Annotated in this window: 21 protein-coding genes, 1 tRNA gene and 1 pseudogene; 12 read left to right on the plus strand and 11 right to left on the minus strand. The window is 65.8% G+C overall.

What is annotated here, in order from left to right:
* Positions 1-162: 162 nt before the first annotated feature.
* Both BO226_RS11120 and BO226_RS27710 read right to left on the minus strand, forming a co-directional pair.
* Positions 163-1,307, minus strand: a protein-coding gene (locus BO226_RS11120; protein ID WP_442977402.1) for an IS3 family transposase whose coding sequence is annotated in 2 segments (ribosomal slippage) — positions 163-1,043 and positions 1,043-1,307 — 1,146 coding nt in all. Because the reading frame shifts where the segments join, the coding sequence is not laid out codon by codon here.
* A 61-nt stretch (positions 1,308-1,368) separates the two neighbouring features.
* Positions 1,369-1,926 (minus strand): hypothetical protein, encoded by a 558-nt coding sequence (locus BO226_RS27710; protein ID WP_071935232.1) that lies wholly within the window; start codon positions 1,924-1,926, stop codon positions 1,369-1,371.
* 884 nt (positions 1,927-2,810) lie between these two features.
* On the opposite strand from BO226_RS27710, the gene BO226_RS11135 reads away from it, so the two are divergent.
* Positions 2,811-3,125: a hypothetical protein gene (locus BO226_RS11135; RefSeq protein WP_071935233.1), complete on the plus strand. Its 315-nt coding sequence runs from the start codon at positions 2,811-2,813 to the stop codon at positions 3,123-3,125.
* A 44-nt stretch (positions 3,126-3,169) separates the two neighbouring features.
* Here BO226_RS11135 and BO226_RS26675 read toward each other — a convergent pair.
* Together BO226_RS26675 and BO226_RS11150 are read right to left on the minus strand one after the other, a co-directional pair.
* Positions 3,170-3,978, minus strand: a protein-coding gene (locus BO226_RS26675; RefSeq protein ID WP_375295872.1) for an IS5 family transposase whose coding sequence is annotated in 2 segments (ribosomal slippage) — positions 3,170-3,628 and positions 3,631-3,978 — 807 coding nt in all. Because the reading frame shifts where the segments join, the coding sequence is not laid out codon by codon here.
* A 153-nt stretch (positions 3,979-4,131) separates the two neighbouring features.
* Entirely contained in the window at positions 4,132-4,740 is a 609-nt protein-coding gene (locus tag BO226_RS11150) for a hypothetical protein (protein ID WP_071935236.1), read from the minus strand.
* Positions 4,741-5,062: 322 nt separating this feature from the next.
* On the opposite strand from BO226_RS11150, the gene BO226_RS11155 reads away from it, so the two are divergent.
* The 3 genes from BO226_RS11155 to BO226_RS11165 all read left to right on the plus strand — a co-directional run bounded on the left by BO226_RS11155 (position 5,063) and on the right by BO226_RS11165 (position 7,595).
* Positions 5,063-5,374, plus strand: a complete 312-nt coding sequence (locus tag BO226_RS11155) for a helix-turn-helix domain-containing protein (protein ID WP_071935237.1) — start codon at positions 5,063-5,065, stop codon at positions 5,372-5,374.
* Positions 5,371-5,781, plus strand: a complete 411-nt coding sequence (locus tag BO226_RS28685) for an HNH endonuclease signature motif containing protein (RefSeq protein ID WP_083543622.1) — start codon at positions 5,371-5,373, stop codon at positions 5,779-5,781. The genes BO226_RS11155 and BO226_RS28685 overlap by 4 nt, the downstream gene beginning before the upstream one ends.
* A gap of 317 nt (positions 5,782-6,098) precedes the next feature.
* Complete coding sequence (locus BO226_RS11165; RefSeq protein ID WP_071935238.1) at positions 6,099-7,595, plus strand: hypothetical protein; 1,497 nt, start codon at positions 6,099-6,101, stop codon at positions 7,593-7,595.
* A gap of 578 nt (positions 7,596-8,173) precedes the next feature.
* Here BO226_RS11165 and BO226_RS11170 read toward each other — a convergent pair.
* The 3 genes from BO226_RS11170 to BO226_RS11175 all read right to left on the minus strand — a co-directional run bounded on the left by BO226_RS11170 (position 8,174) and on the right by BO226_RS11175 (position 9,422).
* Entirely contained in the window at positions 8,174-8,401 is a 228-nt protein-coding gene (locus tag BO226_RS11170) for a hypothetical protein (protein WP_071935239.1), read from the minus strand.
* 555 nt (positions 8,402-8,956) lie between these two features.
* On the minus strand, positions 8,957-9,109 hold the full coding sequence (locus BO226_RS27715) for a hypothetical protein (RefSeq protein ID WP_198040637.1): 153 nt from the start codon (positions 9,107-9,109) through the stop codon (positions 8,957-8,959).
* 58 nt (positions 9,110-9,167) lie between these two features.
* A complete protein-coding gene (locus BO226_RS11175; protein WP_232238103.1) occupies positions 9,168-9,422 on the minus strand; it encodes a helix-turn-helix transcriptional regulator in 255 nt (84 codons plus the stop codon).
* A 75-nt stretch (positions 9,423-9,497) separates the two neighbouring features.
* Here BO226_RS11175 and BO226_RS11180 point away from each other — a divergent pair, with 75 nt between their 5' ends.
* A complete protein-coding gene (locus BO226_RS11180) occupies positions 9,498-10,001 on the plus strand; it encodes a helix-turn-helix domain-containing protein (protein WP_156895177.1) in 504 nt (167 codons plus the stop codon).
* A pseudogene (locus BO226_RS26680) lies at positions 9,988-10,962 on the plus strand (tyrosine-type recombinase/integrase); the annotation flags it as partial. The gene BO226_RS11180 and the pseudogene BO226_RS26680, both read left to right, overlap by 14 nt.
* A gap of 191 nt (positions 10,963-11,153) precedes the next feature.
* Here the strand turns inward: BO226_RS26680 and BO226_RS11190 are convergent.
* The 3 genes from BO226_RS11190 to BO226_RS11200 all read right to left on the minus strand — a co-directional run bounded on the left by BO226_RS11190 (position 11,154) and on the right by BO226_RS11200 (position 12,179).
* Positions 11,154-11,228, minus strand: a tRNA-Val gene (locus BO226_RS11190).
* A 32-nt stretch (positions 11,229-11,260) separates the two neighbouring features.
* Positions 11,261-11,725 (minus strand): peroxiredoxin, encoded by a 465-nt coding sequence (locus BO226_RS11195; protein WP_071935241.1) that lies wholly within the window; start codon positions 11,723-11,725, stop codon positions 11,261-11,263.
* Positions 11,726-11,756: 31 nt separating this feature from the next.
* A complete protein-coding gene (locus BO226_RS11200; protein WP_006554437.1) occupies positions 11,757-12,179 on the minus strand; it encodes a DUF3052 domain-containing protein in 423 nt (140 codons plus the stop codon).
* A gap of 325 nt (positions 12,180-12,504) precedes the next feature.
* Here BO226_RS11200 and aceE point away from each other — a divergent pair, with 325 nt between their 5' ends.
* The 6 genes from aceE to BO226_RS11230 all read left to right on the plus strand — a co-directional run bounded on the left by aceE (position 12,505) and on the right by BO226_RS11230 (position 20,957).
* Positions 12,505-15,354 (plus strand): pyruvate dehydrogenase (acetyl-transferring), homodimeric type, encoded by a 2,850-nt coding sequence (gene aceE, locus BO226_RS11205; protein WP_071935242.1) that lies wholly within the window; start codon positions 12,505-12,507, stop codon positions 15,352-15,354.
* Between the two features lie 66 nt (positions 15,355-15,420).
* Complete coding sequence (locus BO226_RS11210; RefSeq protein ID WP_006554439.1) at positions 15,421-16,734, plus strand: PucR family transcriptional regulator; 1,314 nt, start codon at positions 15,421-15,423, stop codon at positions 16,732-16,734.
* A gap of 128 nt (positions 16,735-16,862) precedes the next feature.
* Positions 16,863-17,780: an ACP S-malonyltransferase gene (locus BO226_RS11215; protein WP_071936421.1), complete on the plus strand. Its 918-nt coding sequence runs from the start codon at positions 16,863-16,865 to the stop codon at positions 17,778-17,780.
* Between the two features lie 120 nt (positions 17,781-17,900).
* Positions 17,901-18,179, plus strand: coding sequence for a meromycolate extension acyl carrier protein AcpM (acpM, locus tag BO226_RS11220; protein WP_006554441.1), 279 nt, complete (start codon positions 17,901-17,903; stop codon positions 18,177-18,179).
* Entirely contained in the window at positions 18,176-19,432 is a 1,257-nt protein-coding gene (locus BO226_RS11225) for a KasA/KasB family beta-ketoacyl-ACP synthase (protein WP_162836414.1), read from the plus strand. Before acpM ends, BO226_RS11225 begins: the two co-directional genes overlap by 4 nt.
* Before the next feature lie 91 nt (positions 19,433-19,523).
* Entirely contained in the window at positions 19,524-20,957 is a 1,434-nt protein-coding gene (locus tag BO226_RS11230) for an acyl-CoA carboxylase subunit beta (RefSeq protein WP_024101332.1), read from the plus strand.
* A gap of 78 nt (positions 20,958-21,035) precedes the next feature.
* Here the strand turns inward: BO226_RS11230 and BO226_RS11235 are convergent, their stop codons facing one another.
* Complete coding sequence (locus BO226_RS11235; protein ID WP_006554444.1) at positions 21,036-21,542, minus strand: DUF3145 domain-containing protein; 507 nt, start codon at positions 21,540-21,542, stop codon at positions 21,036-21,038.
* Positions 21,543-21,623 lie beyond the last annotated feature (81 nt).

The following is a 21,623-nucleotide window of genomic DNA, read 5'->3' on the forward strand; positions in this document are numbered from 1 at the left end:
GACCTAATCGCCATCGAGGCCGACGGTTTATCGAATGACGTGCTAGTAGGTCTGGCCTCAACTGCCACCCATGAACAACGCTTTGTCGACGTCACGCGGGACCTGGCAGGTCCCCGATAGTCGGTCCAGGCGGTTCTAGAGCCGGTTCCTACGTGCAGTCGATCAGTCGATCTCGCACGCCACGGGCTGGTGCCGGTGGGTGCATCCGGCAGCGTACTCGGCGGGGGTCTTGTACCCCAATGCCGAATGACGGTGTCGGTGATTGTGGTCGTCCTTGAAGTCCTCGATCACCACCCGGGCCTCGAGCAGAGTCGGCCAGTAGTTGCGGTTCAGACACTCATCGCGCAACCGGTTGTTGAACGATTCGATGAACCCGTTGTTCCACGGCGTGCCCGGCGGAATGTAGGACACCCCCACCGACCCAGCACAGAAGTCCCGCAGCGCTTCCGAGATGAACTCCGGCCCATTGTCCATCCGTAACACCAGCGGCGGCCCACCCCACATCGCGAACGCCTTCTCCAAGCCCTCGATCAACCGGCCGGCGGTGATCGAGCGGTCCACGATGTTCAACAACGACATCCGGGTGTGTTCGTCGACCATCGACGCGATCTTCACCGTCTTGCCGTCGACGGTCGAATCGAACTGGAAGTCCAATGCCCACACCACATTCGGAGCATCCGCGTCGACGATCGGAACGGAGGACAGGCCGGCACGTTTGCGGCGTGGAGCACGCCGGACCTGCAATCCTTCTTCCTTCCACAGGCGGTGGATCTTCTTCTTGTTCACCTCGATGCCCTGGTCGTAGCGCAGCCACGCCCACGCCCGACGAAACCCGTGCCGTGGATGCTTGCGGGAATATCTGCGTAGCTCTGCGCGCAGGTCGGCGTCCGGGTCGTCCGGTGTCTGCGCCAGCGGCAACCGCCGGTAAACCGATCGGGAGAGCCCAACGACCTTGCACGCGAACCGCTCCGACATCTGTAGGGTGTCGGTGAGCATGGTGATCGCGGCGCGTTTGGCGGTCGGGCTCAGAATTTTCCCTTCGCGATCTCCCGCAGCGCGTCCTTCTCCAACTCGGCATCGGCGAGCAGTCGCTTGAGCCGGCTGTTCTGCTCCCGTAGTTCCTTGAGTTCCTTCGCCGCATCGGCATCCATGCCGCCGTATTGACGACGCCAGTTGTACAGCGTCGCCGCCGACACCTCGAGTGCTGCGGCGATTTCCTCGCCGTTCTTGCCTTCCGCGGCCAACTCGTCGGCCCGGCGCAGCTTGCGCACGATGTCCTCGGCCGAGTGACGTTTGCGTCCCGCCATGATCCTTATCGTCCCTTCTTCGCCCTTACCAGGGCAATCAGGACTCTAGAACAACCCGGACCTACTCACAGGGGTCACGCCAGACCCATGTCGCGCCCGTCGCTGCGTTCACCGTCTCGATGAGTTCGCACACCGTCGTCATATAGCGACTGTAGCGTCCGACCGGATCGGCGTACCCGAGCACTCGGAGCGCGGCCACCGCCCGGCGGTCGTAGACCGCCATCCGATCCTGTGCGCCGGCGGTCAACAATGTGGAGGCGACCGCAGCGCCATGCTGGCACCCCGGCAACTCAAGCAACCTCGATCGCGCCGCTCCCGCCGCCTCAGGGATGGTGCTATTGGTGTCCCTGGCGATCTCGAATGCCTCGCCAGTCACCGCTCGTACCTTGCGGTCCGGCCACTCGTTCAGCTCGCGCGTCCAGGCGGTGCTGAGGTTCAACCGTTTCCACAGCATCAACGCACCGATGTCGGCTTTGCCGATCGACCCGTCCCGCTCAGCACGTGCTTGGACCTCGAGCAACACCTCATCGTAGGAACTGCCCCCCTCGATGTCCGGGTAGCGCGAGCGCGCGTCGACAAGCGCCGCGACGAGGTCTCGCTGACCTGGGGCCGGAATCATACCGAGACACTACGCAATCACGGGTCATCCAGTGCTGGTGAAACCTACAGGGCGCTGTGAACTCGGGTCTCGTCAGTCCACGTTCCGGCTACCCCGGCATACGACCCCGAGCATTGCACAGAGGTGGAGAACGTCGCGTCGCTATCTCCTGCAATGAAACTGGGCACTACGAACGGGTGCCGTACCTCGTCGACCATCGCATCGGCCACTCGAAAGACCTCACCGCGTCGCGCGACGGCTTCTGCGGTACCCCTCACCTGAGCCTCCATAGGCACAGAAACTCAATCGCGACCGCCACAACCTCGCCCTGCATGCGACGCCCTGCTCTCGGCGACAACAGCCGGCGACCCTGCACAGCCACGCGACACCGTAATCGCCCTCGTCGACGTGACTCTCATGGTTGTCTGGATCTACTTCGGTGATGCGCCGGCCGTACCATCCGACCGATCGGAGGAGAGAGCAGTATGGATCCTGAGATCTCTGACCCCCGCGAGCCACAGCCTCCTCGGCGAAGCCCGGACTCACGCACCCGCACGATCTGGATCTTGGGGACCGCTGTCGCGGTGTTGGCCGGTGTGCTCATCGTGGTGCTGAGCCTGTTCCTGCTCCGCGGTCAAGACCGCGACTCCGAGACCGCGGCACCTCCCCGAGCCGATGGCGGCGAGGCCAGTACGACACAGATGGTGCCCGCCCCACTCGACGGCGTTGAAGCGACCACCCCGCGACCCGCGACGACCGGCCCCACCACTTCTACGCCGGTAACGGAAGAGGCATCGCCGGAAGACTATCGATCGGAGTGGCCTGGCCCGAACTCTGTCGGACTCGCGCCGTCACCGGAGTTTCCGACTGCACTGCCACGGTGGACTTCGACAAGGTCATGGACGGTGCTGCCCCGCTACTTCACCGACTCGCCGTGGGCGAAAGCTCCTGGCCCGGACTATGCAGCTTTCCCCGCCACGATGAACGGTTGCGACTCGAGCCGGTTCCTGGTGCGTTGGCGAGCTGTCAACGATAACAGCCAACTCGTCGCTTCCTACGTCGATGCCGTCGGCACGCCGGGAATGCAGGTCACTGGAAATGCCGGCTGGATGGACCTCGACCAGTGCCACACCCCCGCGTTCCAGCTCCTTGAGAACGCCGACGGATCGACTCTTACCGATGTGACGATCACAGTCCAGCAATACATACCGGCTCCCTGAGCCCTGTCACATAAGAGCGGACGGGCAGGTGCTTAGAGCATGTCTCATGTGGAGAGCTTCTTGAAGCAGGTGAGCGCCGCGGCGAGTTGCAGGAAGCCGGTGAAGTGCTCGGCGTGGCGTTCGTAGCGGATTGTGAGCCTGCGGTAGCCGGTGAGCCAGGCGAGGGTGCGTTCGATCTTCCATCGGTGCCGGCCGAGGCGGTCGTTGCGTTCGATGCCGCGACGAGCGATCCGCGGGACGATCCGGCGCTCCCGCAACCAGCAACGGTGAGCGGCGGAGTCGTAACCTTTGTCGGCGCGCAGGCGACCCGGTTTGCGTCGTCGCGGCCCACGACGGGACCTGACCGCGGGAATGGCCTCGACCAGCGGCCGCAGCATGGTGCTGTCGTGGGTGTTCGCTGCAGAGACGCCGACAACCAGCGGAATTCCCTCGGCCTCGGACAGGACGTGGATCTTCGATCCTTTCTTGCCGCGATCGACCGGGCTGGGCCCGGTCAAAGATCCCCCCTTTTCGCCCGGACACTCGCGGCGTCCAGGATCGCTGCCGACCAGTCCAGCTCACCCGAGCCGCCGAGTCGATCGAGCACCTCGCGGTGCAGTTTCTCGAACACCCCCGCGCGTACCCAGGCCGTGAAGCGGCGATGCGCGGTCGGGACGCTGACCCCGAACGACGGCGGCAGGTGCCGCCAGGCGCAGCCGCTGGTCAATACGAACACGATTGCGGTGAACACCGCCCGGTCGTCGACCGGCGCACTGCCACCACCCTGCGGTCGGGGGGCGAAGGCCGGAATCAGCGGTTCGGCGATCTCCCACAACGCATCCGGCACCAACCGGATAGACAACTCGTCAACCACGAACTACATCATGCATCACAACCCACTTCATCCACGTGAGACACGCTCTTAGTGTTGCAGCTCGGCGACGAGGCTCGGTGCCGCTAGGGGCGGCTTCATCAGACACAAACCCGAGTGCGGCAAGCTCTGCGCGACAACGGAAGATGGCCCACTTCAATCCTCGAGCTTGGCAAGGATGTCGGCCCACATTGACTGGGGGACGGTCGAACGGACCGCATCGGCCAGCTGTCGAACCTGAAGCCTCAGTCCGGCGATGTCGGCATCGCCCTGCCTCGTATCCAGGATTGCCTGCAGCTTGGCGGCAGCGTTCATCGCCGTGTTCGCGTCCACATCCTCGCGCCCGGAAACTAAGGACTGGTAGCCCTTGACCATGAGCGTCTCGTAGAACGCCATCGGCGTGATCGCGGTGGCGACACCGTCGACGAAGTCGATGCCATTCTCTTTTGCACGCTGCTCAAGGATTTCGCGATAGGTCGCCTTCGCCACGTTCTGCACCGGGTAGTGGCGGGCGGCGTGCCGGCGTATCGAATCAACAGTGACGCGATCGGCCTTATCGACGCCGGCGTTGTCCTCGGCGACGGCGCGGTGAATTCCAGCGTAGGTCGCTCCCGCTGCCAACAGGTCGTTGACCTTCCGGCGCACGACATCGTTTCGGCAGACGCGGCAACGAGGCTCGAGATGGATCGCGAAGTCGTCACCGGTGGCACCGCCGGCGTCGAGCAGATCATCGGATGCATGGGACATTTCCGCCAGGTCAGTCATCGCTGTCGCTCCTGAAGATCTGTATCAGCTCGAGCTCCGAGCTTTCACTCATTGTTGCAGCTCACTGCCGAGTTGTAAGGCCAGCAAAAACGAGTCTCGGTGCTGGTCGATCTCTGCGCTGGAGCGGCACCTCCCAGCACTTACCCTGCGTGAGCGCCGACTCCTTTCGGGACTGCCCCGAGCGGGCCGTCGTGGATGTAAGTAGCTCAGATTTTGTCGAATCCGCGCCCGCGACCTCGTAGTGACCCCTCTGCCGCGCCCATAAGAAGAGAGAGGGGCGATCTGGCCCCATCTACGGCCTGGGGCCGGATGGAGGAACGCCGTGTCGAAGACGCTACGGCGACGCGTACTGACCGTCGACGAGCTCGCAGAGCTGTACGGCATTCCGATCAGTACCCAACGCGAGTACCGTGCCCGCGGAACGTCCGCACCGTACTTCCGTGCGGGCAACCGCATCTTGCACAGGGTCGAAGCGGTCGAGGACTGGATCAAGACCCAAGAGCGCGCCGCGGAAAGCGCTGTCGGCGACACCGTTGCCTGCGACGGAACTGCGGCGGTCACCGACCGTCGTGCCCGCGCCCACGCTGATGTCGAGTCGGCTCCTGAGGCTCAGCGAGGCGGTGACGAGTCATGACCCGGATCAGTACGGTCGAAGACCGCTTCTTCGACAAGCTGTCCGAATCGTCAACCGGATGCTGGCGGTGGATCGCTCGCCGAGACCGCGACGGCTACGGACAGTTCCGGGTGAACAGGCGTACGGTTGTCGCGCACCGGTGGGCGTACGAGTTCCTCGTCGGCGAAATTCCCGAGGGGCTCGTCCTCGACCACTTATGCCGAGAGAGGTCTTGTGTTAACCCGTTCCACCTCGACCCGGTGACCGTCGCGGAAAATGTCCGCCGGGCACAGCGACCGGACTTGCTGACTCACTGCGCCAACAGACACCCGTGGACTCCAGAATCGCTCTACCTTTCCCCAGGAGGTGGTCGAGTCTGCCGGCTGTGCAAACGAGGACGACGTGGCCGCCAGGCCGCTCCATCCTGATCGACTCACGAAGCGATGATCCAGGATCGGACCTGCCTATGGGCCCAGAAGCGATACATCTCGGGCAAAAAAGGGCCGGCCCCGTCCGGAGCAAGAGCCGGAGGGGGCCGGTCCGATAGGATCGAATCGCCAGACACATTCCCACATTCGCGCATTCGCGAGGCGCATCCATGAATCTACCGACTTCCCCGCCAGCCCACAACGGATCGGGCGCGGGATCTCACCGTCGAGCGGGCCGCCGCGCGGCCAACGGCCTGCTGGGCAGTCCCCTCTTCCGCCGGCATAGTCCATTGGAATTGCGTTGGAGCGACGAGCAATTGCTCACCATCGCCAACAGGCTCCGACCCCATCTTGCGGGCGAGCCGACCGAACACTTGGTGCTCGCCGCGGCATCCCTCGTCCGGTCGATCGCCCTGGAACAGAAAGTAACCGGTCGCGGGGTGCACTACGCGCGAGGCAAAGATCTCTACAACATTCCGGCGCGGTACCGGGCCGGCGACCGGCTTTTCACGTGGCACCTCGTCACGAAAGCGATGGATCTGCTGGCGTCGGCAGGACTGATCAAGCATCACTTGGGAGCGTGGGCATATAGAAGGCAGTCCGTGGCGTATGCGACCGACGAGTTGATGGCCCTGGTCGGTTCCCATATCGATGTCTCGGAAGGTCGAGCGCTCGAGGCACGCTCCGAGACGATCGCGCTCCGCGACAGCGCCGGCAAAAAGCTGCTCGACTACCTCGACACCATCGCGACGGAGGCGATGCGACGCGACGTCCTGCGGATCAATGAGAGCCTCACCGACCTACGAATCGTTCACCGCGGTCGGAGGCTGCGCACGCCGATCATTCGCCGAATCTTCAACGGCTCGTTCGAACGCGGGGGCCGACTGTACTTCCAGGGCACGTCGGTTCAGAACATGTCCGCCGACGACCGGCTCGACCTCGAGGTCGTAGTGGAGGGGGAACTGCGCCCCGTGGTGGAGATCGATTACCGCGCACTTCACATCAGCATGGCTTATGCCGAGGCGGGCGCGTCGATGCCAACCGGCGATCCCTACAGCATCGACGGATTCGACCGTGCGGCCGTGAAGCTGGCCGTGAACGTTCTGTTCAATGCACGGAGCCGGCGAAGCGCTGTCGGAGCCGTCGCCAAAAACCTCGACGGGCCTGTGTCCGTTCTGTTGGCACAGAATCCCGCTGCTTCCGGCGATTCCATCAGGGATCTTGCCGAGACACTCGTCTCCGCTGTCGAGCACAAACATTCGCGAATCAATCCGCTCTTCGGGTCCGACTGCGGGGCACGATTCCAGCGTCTCGACTCGGACATCGCCGTGGACGTGATGCTCCGGATGCTCGAGCAGACCGGACGATGTCCCCTTCCCTTGCACGACTCCTTCATCGTCGCCGACGTCGATGCAGACCTGCTCCGCCTGACCATGACGACCGTTGCACGAGAGCACGGGTTGGAGCTGGAGGTCAAGGAGCACCGAGCCGTCCATACCATCTTCGAAGACCTCCTCCAGGCTAGGTCTCCGCTCGTACTGCCGCCGGCCCGGCAACCTGTGCCGTCTCGCTGCTGCGGCTCGACCCACTCCTCCATCTCTCCTCCACTAGCAGGTAACTCCCCTGACCTGCATAAACGGAGGCCCATAAGCCGGATCTACGCTTCCCGCCACGACACCTGCGGAGTGCACATCGACGTTCTCGACACGATCACCAGGACCGAACCACCACGCCGAGCTCCTAGAGCAATCGGTTCCTGTGGTCGGCCGGTGCGATCACCTCACGTGAACGCTCTCGCCGCACACCCACCTTGAGTCTCTGCTACTTGTCCTTGATTCTGACGGTCTCCACCGCGATGCCATCCGGTCCGGAGCCGGTGACACGCGCGTTCGGCCGCCAAGATCTGGTGCGCCAACCGCGTCGCACCCCATCAGCCTTCAGACTGGGGACGCTGAAGGCTGATGGACAGCGCGTTGAGGGCCGGTGCCTTTCCCTGAACGGATGGCCACAGTCACCGTTCGAGTCCCCGTGACCGAGATTCCGCGACTTCCTTTTCCGCACCCCGGCGCAGCATCACGGAATTCACGGCGGCGTGGATCTACTCCCTGCCGCCAGCGCGATGTCGAAGCGACGATCTGGCGCAACCCCCTGCATGTCTCCTCGAGCAGCGGCCGAACCACGAGGAGCACGTCCCCCTATCGAGATCACCGTCAACGGGCGAAGGTTGACGGTGATCTCGATTTGATCGGCAGGGCCTCACGATCAGAGAGGTCGCCGATGCAGTCCGCCACCCATTCCACGAGGAACTGTACGAGCGCGGAAACCTGGGCGAGCGCCGGCCGCGTGGCGTGTGACGGTCACGCGTTCTCCTGGTGAATGGGGGGACGGATGCTCATCGCTCCGCCTCTTCATACCCGAGCGCCCGGCGGATCTCCTCGCGCATGTACTCGTCGGAGTACCGCTCGGGGTTGCACTCGACCCGTTCCTGCCAGAAGGCACACACGGACTCGGACGGAAGGTAAGAGTCGACCTCCTCGCCAAGCCGTTCATCGAACGCGCGCGTTTTGGTCAGTAGACCCATCTCGGTCAGGTTCGTGCACATCTTCAGAGTCCGTTGCATGCCGTGGCGTGATTCGGACGAGCCGAGTGCGACGAAGCCGCTTGGATACCGGAATCCGGACGGGTCGAGTAGGAGCCCCCAGAGTACATCGGTGTGGTCGCCGTCGAGGTTGTGTTGCTCGGCGAGGATGTGTGCCGCCTCGCCCGCCGCGATGTTCTCGCGGGGCGGACGATCTCGTGAACCATTTCCGCAACAGTGATCTTGATGGTCGTCAGAGCCTTCGTCCTGGTCGGGTGGTGATGTTGAAAGTGGCGGGAATCGCTTCGACCAGGTCGCCGCCGTACGGCCGCACAGACTCGAAGGATCCACACGGGACCGGGGTCTTTCAGAGATGGACGGGGCTGGACGGTGCGACGTCGTTCGACTCACTGTTCTCCGGGACGCCGAGATCTCAGCGAAGGCGAACAACGAGCTGCGGAAGCTCGGTCGGCGACGACGCTGACCACCGCTGCTTCCGCCAAATGCAGGCAGTGCGCGATACAGAGAAGAGGCGGCTCACAGCGGTCGAAGGGAAAGGTGAAACGCGGAGGATCGTCGCGCCGATGCTCTGGCTGCTCACCCGACATCGCCGCCCGCGCCGGTTGCCGTGGTGCCGAAGATCGCCCGAAGCCGCACGAGCTGGTCGCTCGTGAGCGGAGGTGCCTGATCTGCAAGCTGGCGAGCATGCTCCGCAATTGCAGCTCTCATCGTCTCGTCGATCGTCGACATCAGAAGCCGCCAGTCCGCGTCACTGAGACCGTCGGCCTATACCTCCACCCGTCGGCGGTCATCGTTGGTCCGATCTCGAGTATGCGCGCTTCTCACACCACTCCTCGATGTCCGACCACCGGTAGCGGATTTGCCGCCCAGTGACCCGGATGAACTTCGGGCCCGTGCCGAGGTATCTCAGTTGCGCGCTCTGCTGCTTGCTGATGCCGGCGAACGCACAAAACTCGGGATCGGTCGCAAGCGGTCGGGTGTCTGACATGGCCATCTGCTCCATCATTTTGATCTCAACGAGCTCGTAACCGAGTCTCGTCACGATGATTGAGTATCAGTGGACTGATGTCAATATGATCGGTTGAACACTCTATTTTGATATGCAAGACTGGCGAGCATGTCCACGAAACAGCGGATCACCCCTGGTCCGGCCGGCACTACGGTTGCCACGAATATGGAGCGGTTCCGGCGAATTCAGGGCATTTCGTATGCCGATCTCAGCCGACGACTGAAGCAGCTGGGCCGGCCGATTGCGCCGCTGGGACTCACCCGCATCCGCGACTTGCAACGGCGTGTCGATGTTGATGACCTCGTCGCCCTCGCCCACGCACTTGGTGTGGACCCGGCCGACCTTCTACGCCAGGTGCCTGATGATTCCCGAAAGCAGTCCGGGTACACCGCCCCCGCTGATGACGTTCAGCAGGCCCTCGAGTGGCTTAATACTCCTGCATCTGACCGCGGCGAGCTGCCACCATTCCCCCCGAACGCTCGCATCGGCCCGATCCGACTGAAGGTCCGTGTGCGAGCCGACGGACCGCCCATCGAGATCGACCTCGTGCCCCTGCTTGAGAACTTGGACAGCACCCAAGACGGGGAAGATGAGATCGATGGCGACGATTGAATCGTACGAAACCAAGGCAGGAAAGCGATACCGCGTTCGGTACCGCACCCCGGATCACCGGCAGACCGACAAACGAGGATTCCGAACCAGGCGAGAAGCGCAGGCGTTCGCCGCGTCCGTCGAGGTCTCCAAGATGAAGGGTGAGTTCATCGCACCCGCCGACTCCAGGAAGACCATTGGTGACCTTGGGGATGCCTGGCTGGCGCGCCAGACCCACCTCAAGCCTTCCGCATACCGCCCTGTGGAGACGGCATGGCGCATCAGGGTTCGTCCCAGATGGGCAGACGTACGGATAGGCGACGTGCGCGCCACGGCTGTTCAGCAGTGGGTCTCCGAACTCGGAACGGGTAGCGACGGCGTGAAGCCTGTCGGAGCAACGGTGGTGATTCGGACGTATCAGGTTCTGGCTTCGATACTCGACGACGCCGTACGCGACCGCCTCATCGCGTCGAACCCCGCACGCGGAGTCAAGCTCCCTCGCAAGCCCAAGAAACGCCCCGTCTATCTGTCCCATGACGAGGTCGCTCGGCTTGCTTCGGCGGCGGGCCCGTACGAGCCATTGGTGCTCATGCTCGCTTATACCGGCCTCCGCTGGGGCGAAGCATCCGGTCTGCGGGTGCGCGATCTGAACCTCCTGAAGCGCCGCGCGACAGTCGATGAGAACGCTGTAGAGGTGGGCCGCGACATCATCGTGGGCACCCCGAAGGGACACAAGCGCCGAACCGTCCCCTTGCCGGCGTTCCTGGTGCCCTATCTGGCCCGCCAGTGCGAGAACAAGGGAGCAACCGAGCTGGTGTTCTCGGACGAGAACGGTAATCACCTTCGTCGCCCACACACGAAGTCGGGCTGGTTCGACAAGGCCGTCACCGCCGCCGGCGTCCCCCGGGTGACGCCCCACGACCTCCGGCATACTTCGGCGAGCCTGGCAGTCTCCGCGGGCGTCAACGTGAAAGCGCTGCAGCGGATGCTGGGGCACGCAAGTGCCGCGATGACCCTCGACGTGTACGCCGACCTCTTCGACGAAGATCTCGAAGCGGTGGCCAGCGCCCTGTCGGAAGCCCGAGCGAAAGCCAGTGTGGGCAAAATGTGGGCAAAGAATGCATCAACAGGCGAGCAGGAGAGCCCTGACCAGGACTTTCACCGCCACTTACATGGTGGGCGCGGAGGGTTTCGAACCCCCGACCGCTGGTGTGTAAAACCAGAGCTCTACCACTGAGCTACACGCCCGAAAGACGGCGGCAGGTGCCGCCGACTTCGCATCAGGACTTTAGCGCGGCGAGCGCTCTGGCCCAAGCTCCCTGGTCACGGGCCTCTCCGGGCTGGTTCTCCTCCGCGAACTGCACGATGCCGTCCTTGTCGATGACGAACGTGCCGCGGTTGGCGAAACCGAAGTTCTCGTTGAACACACCGTAGGCCTGCGCGACCTCGCCGTGCGGCCAGAAGTCGGACAGCAGCGGGAAGGTGTAGCCCTGCTCGGCTGCCCAGATCTTGTGGCTCGGCGACGGGCCGACCGACACCGCGAGGATGGCGGTGTCGTCGTTCTCGAAGGTGGGCAGGTCGTCGCGGACGGCGCACAGTTCGCCCTGGCAGACGCCGGTGAAGGCGAGGGGGTAGAAGACCAGGAGCACGTTCTTGCTGCCCCGAAAGCTCGACAGCGTCACCTCCTGGTTGTTCTGGTCCTTGAGAGTGAAATCGGGGGCTTCGGCGCCCACGGCGATCGGCATGCGTATGGATCCTTACGTTCCGGGAGCCGGTTCAGCGGCGGGGACGGCCGGCCTTGGGCTGGACGAGGCGGCTGCCGATCCAGTCACCGAGGTTGGTGGCCGTGGTCTGGGTGAGGCCGGCTGTGGCGGCCGACTCGGCGATCTCGCTGGGCTCGACGTGATCGGGGCGCCCGGTCTTGGGGGTGAGCACCCACACGACGCCCTCGTCGGCGAGGGGGCCGATCGCGTCCATGAGGGCGTCGACCAGGTCGCCGTCGCTGTCGCGCCACCACAGCAGCACGACGTCGACGACCTCGTCGGAATCCTCGTCGAGCAGCTCGGTACCGGTGACCTCTTCGATCGCAGCTCTCAACTCGTCGTCGGTGTCCTCGTCCCAACCGAGTTCCTGCACCACGTGGTCGTGAGTGATACCGAGCTTGGAGACATAGTTCTTGGCATCCGCCGCGGCGACCACGGTGGCTCCTCCTAAGGGTTGTGGTGCGCGAATCGGATCCGCGTACCGGCGTGACGATCGATTGGTCAAAGCGAACATCGTTGCGGGCCTCAACGCAACCCGAATCGCTGGGAAAAGCGGGAGAATCTTTCCAGAGGGACCCATTGCACCGCCTCGCACGGTGTCCGTTCCGTCCTGTTGGCCGGGCCACGGCGTGATCCTTCGTCGCGGATGGGGGAAGATGAGGGGTGCATCATGTTCAGATGTCGATTGCGTCGGCTCCCACAAGAGCCGGCCGACGGAGAGGGCGCTCCACCTACGCGCCCACCACGATGAGGAGCAGACGTTGACAGACCTGATCCACGGATCCGACTCCCGAGAAGGCGCCGCACCGGGCGCGTCGGGACCGGATTCCTCGGCCAAGCCGGCATCGACCAAGGACAACCGTGTCCGGGTGATCCGCGAGGGTGTGGCCTCCTATCTGCCGGACATCGATCCGGCGGAGACCGAAGAGTGGCTCGAGTCGTTCGACGGGATGCTCGAGGCCGCGGGCCCCACCCGCGCGCGCTACCTGCTGCTGCGCATGCTCGAGCGTGCCAACGAGCGCAAGGTCTCCCTTCCCGCCCTGACCTCCACCGACTACGTCAACACCATCCCCACCGAGAGCGAACCGTGGTTCCCCGGTGACGAGGAGGTCGAGCGTCGCTTCCGCGCGTACATCCGGTGGAACGCGGCGATCATGGTCACCCGCGCGCAGCGCCCGGGTGTCGGCGTCGGTGGTCACATCTCCACCTACGCGTCGTCCGCCGCCCTGTACGAGGTCGGCTTCAACCACTTCTTCCGCGGCAAGGACCATCCCGGCGGCGGCGACCAGGTCTTCATCCAGGGCCACGCCTCCCCCGGTATCTACGCCCGAGCCTTCCTCGAGGGCCGCATCGGCACGGAGCAGCTCGACGGCTTCCGTCAGGAGCACAGCCACGCCTCGCTCGGCGGCGGCCTGCCCTCGTACCCGCACCCGCGCCTGCTCCCGACCTTCTGGGAGTTCCCGACCGTGTCCATGGGCCTGGGCCCGATGAACGCGATCTACCAGGCACGGTTCAATCACTACCTGCACGACCGGGGCATCAAGGACACCTCCGATCAGCACGTCTGGGCGTTCCTCGGCGACGGCGAGATGGACGAGCCGGAGTCGCGCGGTCTGGCGCACGTCGCGGCCACCGAGGGTCTCGACAACCTGACCTTCGTCGTCAACTGCAACCTGCAGCGTCTCGACGGCCCGGTGCGTGGCAACGGCAAGATCATCCAGGAGCTGGAGTCGTTCTTCCGCGGCTCCGGCTGGAACGTCATCAAGGTCGTGTGGGGCCGCGAGTGGGACGCCCTGCTGCACGCCGACAAGGACGGCGCACTGGTCAATCTCATGAACGCCACCCCCGACGGCGACTACCAGACCTACAAGGCCAACGACGGCGCGTTCGTGCGCGAGCACTTCTTCGGCCGCGACCCGCGGACGAAGGAACTGGTCAAGGACCTGTCCGACCAGCAGATCTGGAACCTCAAGCGCGGTGGCCACGACTACCGCAAGATCTACGCGGCCTACAAGGCGGCGATGGAGCACAAGGGTCAGCCGACGGTGATCCTCGCGCACACCATCAAGGGCTACACGCTCGGTAAGCACTTCGAGGGCCGCAACGCGACCCACCAGATGAAGAAGCTCACCCTCGAGGACCTCAAGTACTTCCGCGACATCCAGCGGATCCCGATCTCGGACGAAGAGCTCGAGAAGGACCCGAAGATGCCGCCGTACTACCACCCCGGCTTCGAGTCGCCCGAGATCCAGTACATGCTCGAGCGTCGCCGGGCCCTCGGCGGTTTCCTTCCGGAGCGCCGCACCACCGCGAAGCCGTTGGCGCTGCCCGCGGAGAAGACCTACGACGTCGTCCGCAAGGGTTCGGGCAAGCAGGAGGTCGCCACCACCATGGCGACGGTCCGTGTGCTCAAGGAACTGTTGCGCGACAAGGAGATCGGCAAGCGCATCGTGCCGATCATCCCGGACGAGGCCCGCACCTTCGGTATGGACTCGTGGTTCCCGTCGCTGAAGATCTACAACCGCAACGGTCAGCTGTACACCTCGGTCGACGCCGATCTGATGCTTGCCTACAAGGAGAGCGAAGCCGGGCAGATCCTGCACGAGGGCATCAACGAGGCCGGTTCGACGGCGTCGTTCACGGCGGTCGGGACGTCCTACGCAACGCAGGGCGAGCCGATGATCCCCGTGTACATCTTCTACTCGATGTTCGGTTTCCAGCGCACGGGCGACGGCCTGTGGGCGGCGGCCGACCAGATGGCACGCGGGTTCGCCCTCGGCGCGACGGCCGGTCGCACCACGCTGACCGGTGAGGGCCTGCAGCACGCCGACGGGCACTCGCTGCTGCTCGCGTCGACCAACCCGGCCGCGGTCACCTACGACCCGGCGTTCTCCTACGAGATCGCCCACATCTTCCGCGACGGTCTGCGGCGGATGTACGGCGGCACGGAGGGTGTCGACGGCTTCGGCGGTGAGGACGTCTTCTACTACATCACCATCTACAACGAGCCGTACTCGCAGCCGGCCGAGCCGGAGGATCTCGACGTCGAGGGCCTTCTCAAGGGCATCTACCTGTACAAGCGGGGACCGGAGTCGGGTCCGAAGGCGCAGATCCTGGTCTCGGGCGTGATGATGCCCGAGGCGCTGCGTGCGCAGAAGATGCTCGCCGACGAATGGGGAGTGTCCGCGGACGTCTGGTCCGTCACTTCGTGGGGCGAGCTGCGCCGCGACGGCGTCGAGTGCGACCGCCAGGCGCTGCTGAACCCCGGTGAGGAAGCCTCGGTGCCGTACGTCGCGTCGGTGCTCAACGACGCGGCGGGTCCGTTCGTCGCGGTGTCCGACTGGATGCGCGCGGTGCCCGATCAGATCCGCAAGTGGGTTCCGGGCGACTACACGGTGCTCGGCGCCGACGGCTTCGGCTTCTCCGACACCCGTGGCGCCGCCCGCCGCGTGTTCAACATCGACGCCGAGTCCACGGTGGTCGCGGTGCTCTCGGCACTCGGCCGCGAAGGCGCGATCGATCGTGAGAAGGCCGTCGAGGCGGCCCGCACCTACAAGATCGACGACGTGACGGCTGCCCCGGTCTCGATGGCGGATCCGGGCGTCGCCTGATCCGTCCGCCGGTCACGTCCGAGTGGCGTGACCGGCCGGGTCGCGGGCGCCGGGTACTTTCGTCCCATGGTCGACGAGCCGCAACCCCGCCGGACCGGGCAGGTACCGGGCGTTCACAGGGAACGCCCGGTACCGCCGTCCCGTCCCGAGCGGGCACCGCTGCCCGACGCGCTGCTCCGTCGGGTCAAGCAGTTCTCGGGGCGACTGTCCACCGAAGCGGTACACGTCATGCAGGAGCAGTTGCCCTTCTTCGCCGATCTCGACGCGTCGCAGCGGTCGACCGTGCAGCTGGTGATCCAGACGTCGGTGGTCGACTTCCTCGAGTGGGTGCGCAATCCCGACAGCGACCTGCGCTTCAGCCTCGACGCCTTCCAGATGATCCCGCAGGATCTCGCCCGGCGACTGACGCTGCGCCAGACGGTGGACATGGTCCGCGCGGCGATGGAGTTCTTCGAGCAGTGGCTGCCGGCCCTCGCCCGCAACGAGGAACAGCTCGTGGCGCTCACCGAGGCGATCCTGCGGTACGGGCGCGAGCTCGGTTTCGCTGCCGCGGCGGTGTACGCGGGGGCGGCCGAGTCGCGGGGCGCCTGGGACACGCGGCTCGAGGCCCTCGTCGTCGACGCCGTGGTGCGTGGGGACACCGGGCCCGACATGCAGTCGCGGGCCGCGACCCTCAACTGGGACGCGACCGCCCCGGCGACGGTGATAGTCGGTACTCCCCCGCCCGACCAGGGCGTCTCGGTGATCACCACCGTGCACACCGTCGCCCAGGAGCACGGTCGCGCGGCTCTCGCGGTGGTGCAGGGCGAACGCCTGGTGATGGTGGTCAGCGGTGAACTGCACGGGACGGTCGACGCGGCGGACTTCCGCTCCGAGTTGATGCGCGCGTTCTCCGACGATCCGGTGGTGATCGGTCCGACGACACCGACGCTGGCGACCGCACACGTCTCCGCCGTCGAAGCGCTCGCCGGCATGGAGGCGGTCGTGGGGTGGCCGGGGGCTCCCCGGCCGGTGCACGCCGCCGAGCTGTTGCCCGAACGTGCGCTGCTCGGTGATCCCGGCGCGATCGCCGCGCTCGAGGACTTCGTCGTCGCCCCGCTCGCAGCCGCCGGGCCGTCCCTCGCGGACACGCTGGACGCATACCTCGACAGTGGGGGCGCTGTCGAGACTTGCGCCCGGAAGCTGTTTGTTCATCCAAATACCGTGCGGTATCGATTGAAGCGGATCACAGAAGTAACGGGTCGGGATCCCACAAATCCTCGCGATGCGTACGTGCTTCGAATCGCTGCCACGGTAGGCCGCCTGGCACGAAGCCATAACGAATTGAGATCGCCTGCACCACCTGTCACACGATTCACAATTCGCGAATCGGACACGTAACGTCCCCGGCCTTTCCTCCGATAGCGAGCACCGACGTGCAGATTTGTGGGAACCCTACAAATCGAGGGGCAACCTTTCATCGCTACCGACATCTCGCAGGCACCCGTTCGCGGTGTTCCCTGGTGATCGTGATTTCGCTGCTTGCCCCCGGCCAGGGGTCTCAGACACCCGGAATGCTCGCCCCGTGGCTCGAGCAGTCCGGAGCGCGCGACCGGATCGACCGGTGGTCGCAGACGGCGGGACTCGATCTCGCGCGTCTCGGCACCACTGCCACCGCCGAGGAGATCACCGACACCGCGGTGACCCAGCCGCTCGTGGTGGCCTCCGCCCTGCTCGCCTTCGAGGATCTCGACCGTCGCGGCCTCGTGCCCGCCGACACGATCGTCGCCGGCCACTCCGTCGGCGAACTCGCCGCGGCCGCCATCGCGGGTGTCATCAGCGCCGACGACGCCGTCGCCCTCGCCGCCGTCCGCGGAGCCGAGATGGCCCGCGCCTGCGCCCTCGAACCCACCGGAATGTCCGCCGTCCTCGGCGGCGGCGAGGACGAGGTGCTCGCGCGCCTCGCCGAGTTGGATCTGGCCCCCGCAAACATGAATGCGGCCGGTCAGATCGTCGCAGCCGGGCGTCTGAGTGCGCTCGAGGAACTCGCTGCGAACCCGCCCGAGAAGGCCCGCGTCCGCGCCCTGCCGGTCGCCGGTGCCTTCCACACCCGATTCATGGCACCCGCCCAGGACGCCGTGGCTGCCGCCGCGGCGAAGATCACACCATCGGATCCGACGCACACGCTGCTGTCGAACTACGACGGCAAGCCCGTCACCTCCGGAGCCGACGCCCTCGAACGTCTCGCAGCTCAGGTCACCCGGCCCGTCCGGTGGGACCTGTGCACCGCCTACCTGCGCGCGGCGCAGGTGAGCCGGATCGTCGAGCTTCCCCCCGCCGGCACGCTGGTGGGCATCGCCAAGCGCGAGATGCGCGGCACGCCCACCGTCGCCCTCAAGACCCCCGCGGAGATCTCCGCTCTGGCCGAAAGTCTTCAACTCGGTTAGGTTGCTGCGCGCGCCGTCGCACAGCACGGGCACCTCACCGGGACCTCCCCGGACCCCCGACCGGAAACATCCGGCCGGTTTCGAACGACATAGTCGACAGATCGAGAAGGGAGCCACATCGTGGCCGCCACCCAGGAAGAAATCATCGCCGGTCTCGCGGAGATCATCGAAGAGGTCACCGGCATCGAGCCCTCCGAGGTGACCGTCGACAAGTCCTTCGTCGACGACCTCGACATCGACTCGCTGTCCATGGTCGAGATCGCCGTCCAGACCGAGGACAAGTACGGCGTGAAGATCCCTGACGAGGATCTCGCCGGTCTGCGCACCGTCGGTGACGCCGTGAACTACATCCAGAAGCTCGAGGCCGCAGGCGTTCAGGCCACGAACGACAACGAATGAGTTCTGCTGTGACCTCCCCTTCTCCTCGGGCACTCCGCAACGTCGTCGTCACCAGCCTCGCGGCTACGACGTCGATCGCCGGCGACGTGGACGCCACCTGGAAAGCACTGCTGGCCGGTGAGAGCGGGATCGGCACCATCGACGGCGGATTCGTCGACGAGTTCGACCTCCCGGTGCGCATCGGCGGAACCCTGAAGGTCAGCCCCGACGAGGGACTGTCCCGGGTGGAACTCCGTCGCATGAGCTTCGTCGAGCGCCTCGCGCTCACCCTCGGGCGCACCGTCTGGCAGAACGCCGGCAGCCCCGAGGTCGACCAGGACCGTCTCGGTGTGGTCATCGGTACGGGCCTCGGTGGCGGCGAGTCGCTCATCGACGCCGTCGACAAGCTCCGTGCCGGCGGCTACCGCAAGGTCTCGCCCTTCGCGGTGCAGATGATCATGCCGAACGGACCGTCGGCCACCGTCGGGCTCGAACTCGGTGCTCGCGCAGGGGTCATCACCCCGGTCTCGGCGTGCTCGTCCGGATCCGAGGCGATCGCCAACGCGTTCCGCATGATCGCCTTCGGCGACGCCGACATCGTCGTCACCGGTGGTGTCGAGGGTCAGCTGGACGCGGTCGCCACCGCGGGCTTCGCGATGATGCGGGCGCTGAGCACCCGCAACGAGGATCCGAAGGGCGCCTCGCGTCCGTTCGACAAGGACCGCGACGGTTTCGTCTTCGGGGAGGCCGGCGCACTGATGGTCCTCGAGAGCGAGGAGCACGCCAAGGCACGCGGAGCGACCATCCACGCTCGTATCCTCGGCGCCGGCATCACCTCCGACGGTTACCACATCGTCGCCCCCGATCCGGAAGGTACGGGAGCGGCTCGGGCCATGCGGCGAGCGATCGAGACCGCCGGGCTCACCAAGGCCGACATCGGGCACGTCAACGCGCACGCGACGGCCACCCCGATCGGCGACGTGGCCGAAGCCAAGGCCATCAACGCGGCCGTGGGCAACCACGCCGCGATCTACGCCCCCAAGTCCGCGCTCGGTCATTCGATCGGTGCGGTGGGTGCACTCGAAGCAGTACTCACGGTCCTGGCTCTGCGTGACGGGGTCATCCCGCCCACGCTGAATCTCGAGAACCAGGATCCAGAGATCGATCTCGACGTGGTCAAGGGCGAACCACGTTCCGGCCGGATCGATTTCGCGCTGAACAACTCGTTCGGTTTCGGTGGGCACAACGTGGCGCTCGCATTCGGTCGCGCCTGACCGTCGACGCCGCTGCGCCCCATGCGGTGGAGGCTCCACCCGGAGCCTCCACCGCAGCCCACCACCACCGCGTCTGCCCGAGGAGCACCCGATGACCATCCTGGATCCAGCCACCCCGCGTGAGACGACGGTGGACCCGAGAGATCCGTTGGCCCGTCTCGAGAAACTGTTCGACCCGGGCAGCCTGGAACTGCTGCACACCCGCGACAAGTCGGGCGTCCTCGCCGCCGTCGGCGAGGTCGACGGCATCCGCACCGTCGCATACTGCTCCGATGCCACCGTCATGGGCGGAGCCATGGGCGTCGAGGGATGCAAGCACATCGTCTCCGCCATCGACCACGCCATCGACCACGAGATCCCCGTGGTCGGCATCTTCCACTCCGGTGGCGCGCGTCTGGCCGAGGGCGTCGAAGCCCTCCACGCCGTCGGCCTGGTCTTCGAGGCCATGGTCCGCGCGTCCGGTCTGATCCCCCAGATCTCCGTCGTTCTCGGCTTCGCGGCCGGCGGTGCCGCCTACGGCCCGGCCCTGACCGACATCGTCATCATGGCCCCCGAGGGCCGTGTCTTCGTCACCGGACCGGACGTGGTCCGCAGCGTCACCGGTGAGCAGGTCGACATGGAGTCGCTCGGCGGCCCCGACACGCACACCAAGAAGTCCGGTGTCGCGCACATCGCCGCGCACGACGAGGCCGACGCCCTGCACCGGGCCCGCCGCCTGGTGTCGATGCTGGCCGAGCAGGGCGAATTCGACGTCGTCGCAGCGACACTCGGCGACACCGACCTGCGGGCGCTGATGCCCGCCTCGCCGCGACGCGCATACGACGTGCGGCCGATCGTCCACCAGTTGCTCGACAACGTCGACGGCGAGTCCTCCTTCGAGGAACTGCAGGCCGGCTGGGCCCGCAGCATCGTCACCGGCTTCGGCCGTCTCGGCGGCCGCACGGTCGGGGTCATCGCCAACAACCCGCTGCGCCTCGGCGGCTGCCTCAACTCCGAGAGCGCCGAGAAGTCAGCGCGTTTCGTGCGGATGTGCAACGCCTTCGGTGTTCCGCTCGTCGTCATCGTCGACGTTCCCGGTTACCTTCCCGGTGTAAGCCAGGAGTGGGAGGGTGTCGTGCGACGCGGCGCCAAGTTGCTCCACGCGTTCGCCGAGGCGAAGGTTCCCCGCGTCACGCTCGTGACCCGCAAGATCTACGGCGGCGCGTACATCGCGATGAACTCCCGGGCGCTCGGGGCCACCGCCGTCTACGCGTGGCCGGAGTCCGAGGTGGCCGTGATGGGCGCGAAAGCCGCTGTGGGCATCCTCCACAAGAAGGCCCTCGCCGCGGCTCCCGAGGAAGAGCGTGAGGCGCTGCACGACCGTCTCGCCGCCGAACACGAGGCGATCGCCGGTGGCGTCGGTCGTGCGATGGCCATCGGTGTGGTCGACGAGATGATCGATCCCGCCACCACGCGCAGCACCCTGGCCGCCGCGCTCGCCGCCGCACCCGCGGTGCGCGGACGGCACAAGAATATTCCTCTCTGATCCGGACACAGCCGGTGTTCTCGTATCAGGAAGATGTGGGGTGCGTTCCGGTCGCGTCGCCGGGGCGGCGGACCGCGGTCAGCCGACGTCCCGGCGGAGCCACGTCACCTGCGCGCCTTCGTCGCCGCTGCGGTACGGCTCGAGCTCTTCGTCCCATGCCGTTCCGAGGGCGCGGTGCAGTTCGCTCGTGACATCGGCGGAGGACAGCATGGCGCGCAGACGCATCTCTCCGACGACGATGTCGCCGTTGGCGCTGGTGCACCCGCGCCACAGACCCAGTCGGGGGGCGTAGCTGAAACGTTCGCCGTCGACGCCCTCGCTGGGATTCTCGGTGATCTCGAAGCGGAGCATCGGCCACGACCGCAGCACGTCGGCCAGTCGCGCGGCCGTGCCCACGGGCCCGACCCAGTCGACGCAGGTGCGCAGCAGCCCCGGTGCGGCGGGCTGGCCCGTCCACGAGAGATCGGGCCGGCAGTCGAGGATGTCGGCCAGTGCCCACTCGATGTGCGGGCACACCGCCGCCGGTGAGGAGTGGACATAGATCACCCCCGCCGTGGCATCCGCGAATTGGTTGGATGCGCGCATACATTCACCTCCGGTTCGACCAGGACGTCTTCCCCAACGACCTTCGTCGACCAAGGCTTCTCCATGCAGGCTGCGTACAAG

The organism is Rhodococcus sp. 2G (genome assembly GCF_001886355.1).
GTDB lineage: Bacteria > Actinomycetota > Actinomycetes > Mycobacteriales > Mycobacteriaceae > Rhodococcus > Rhodococcus pyridinivorans.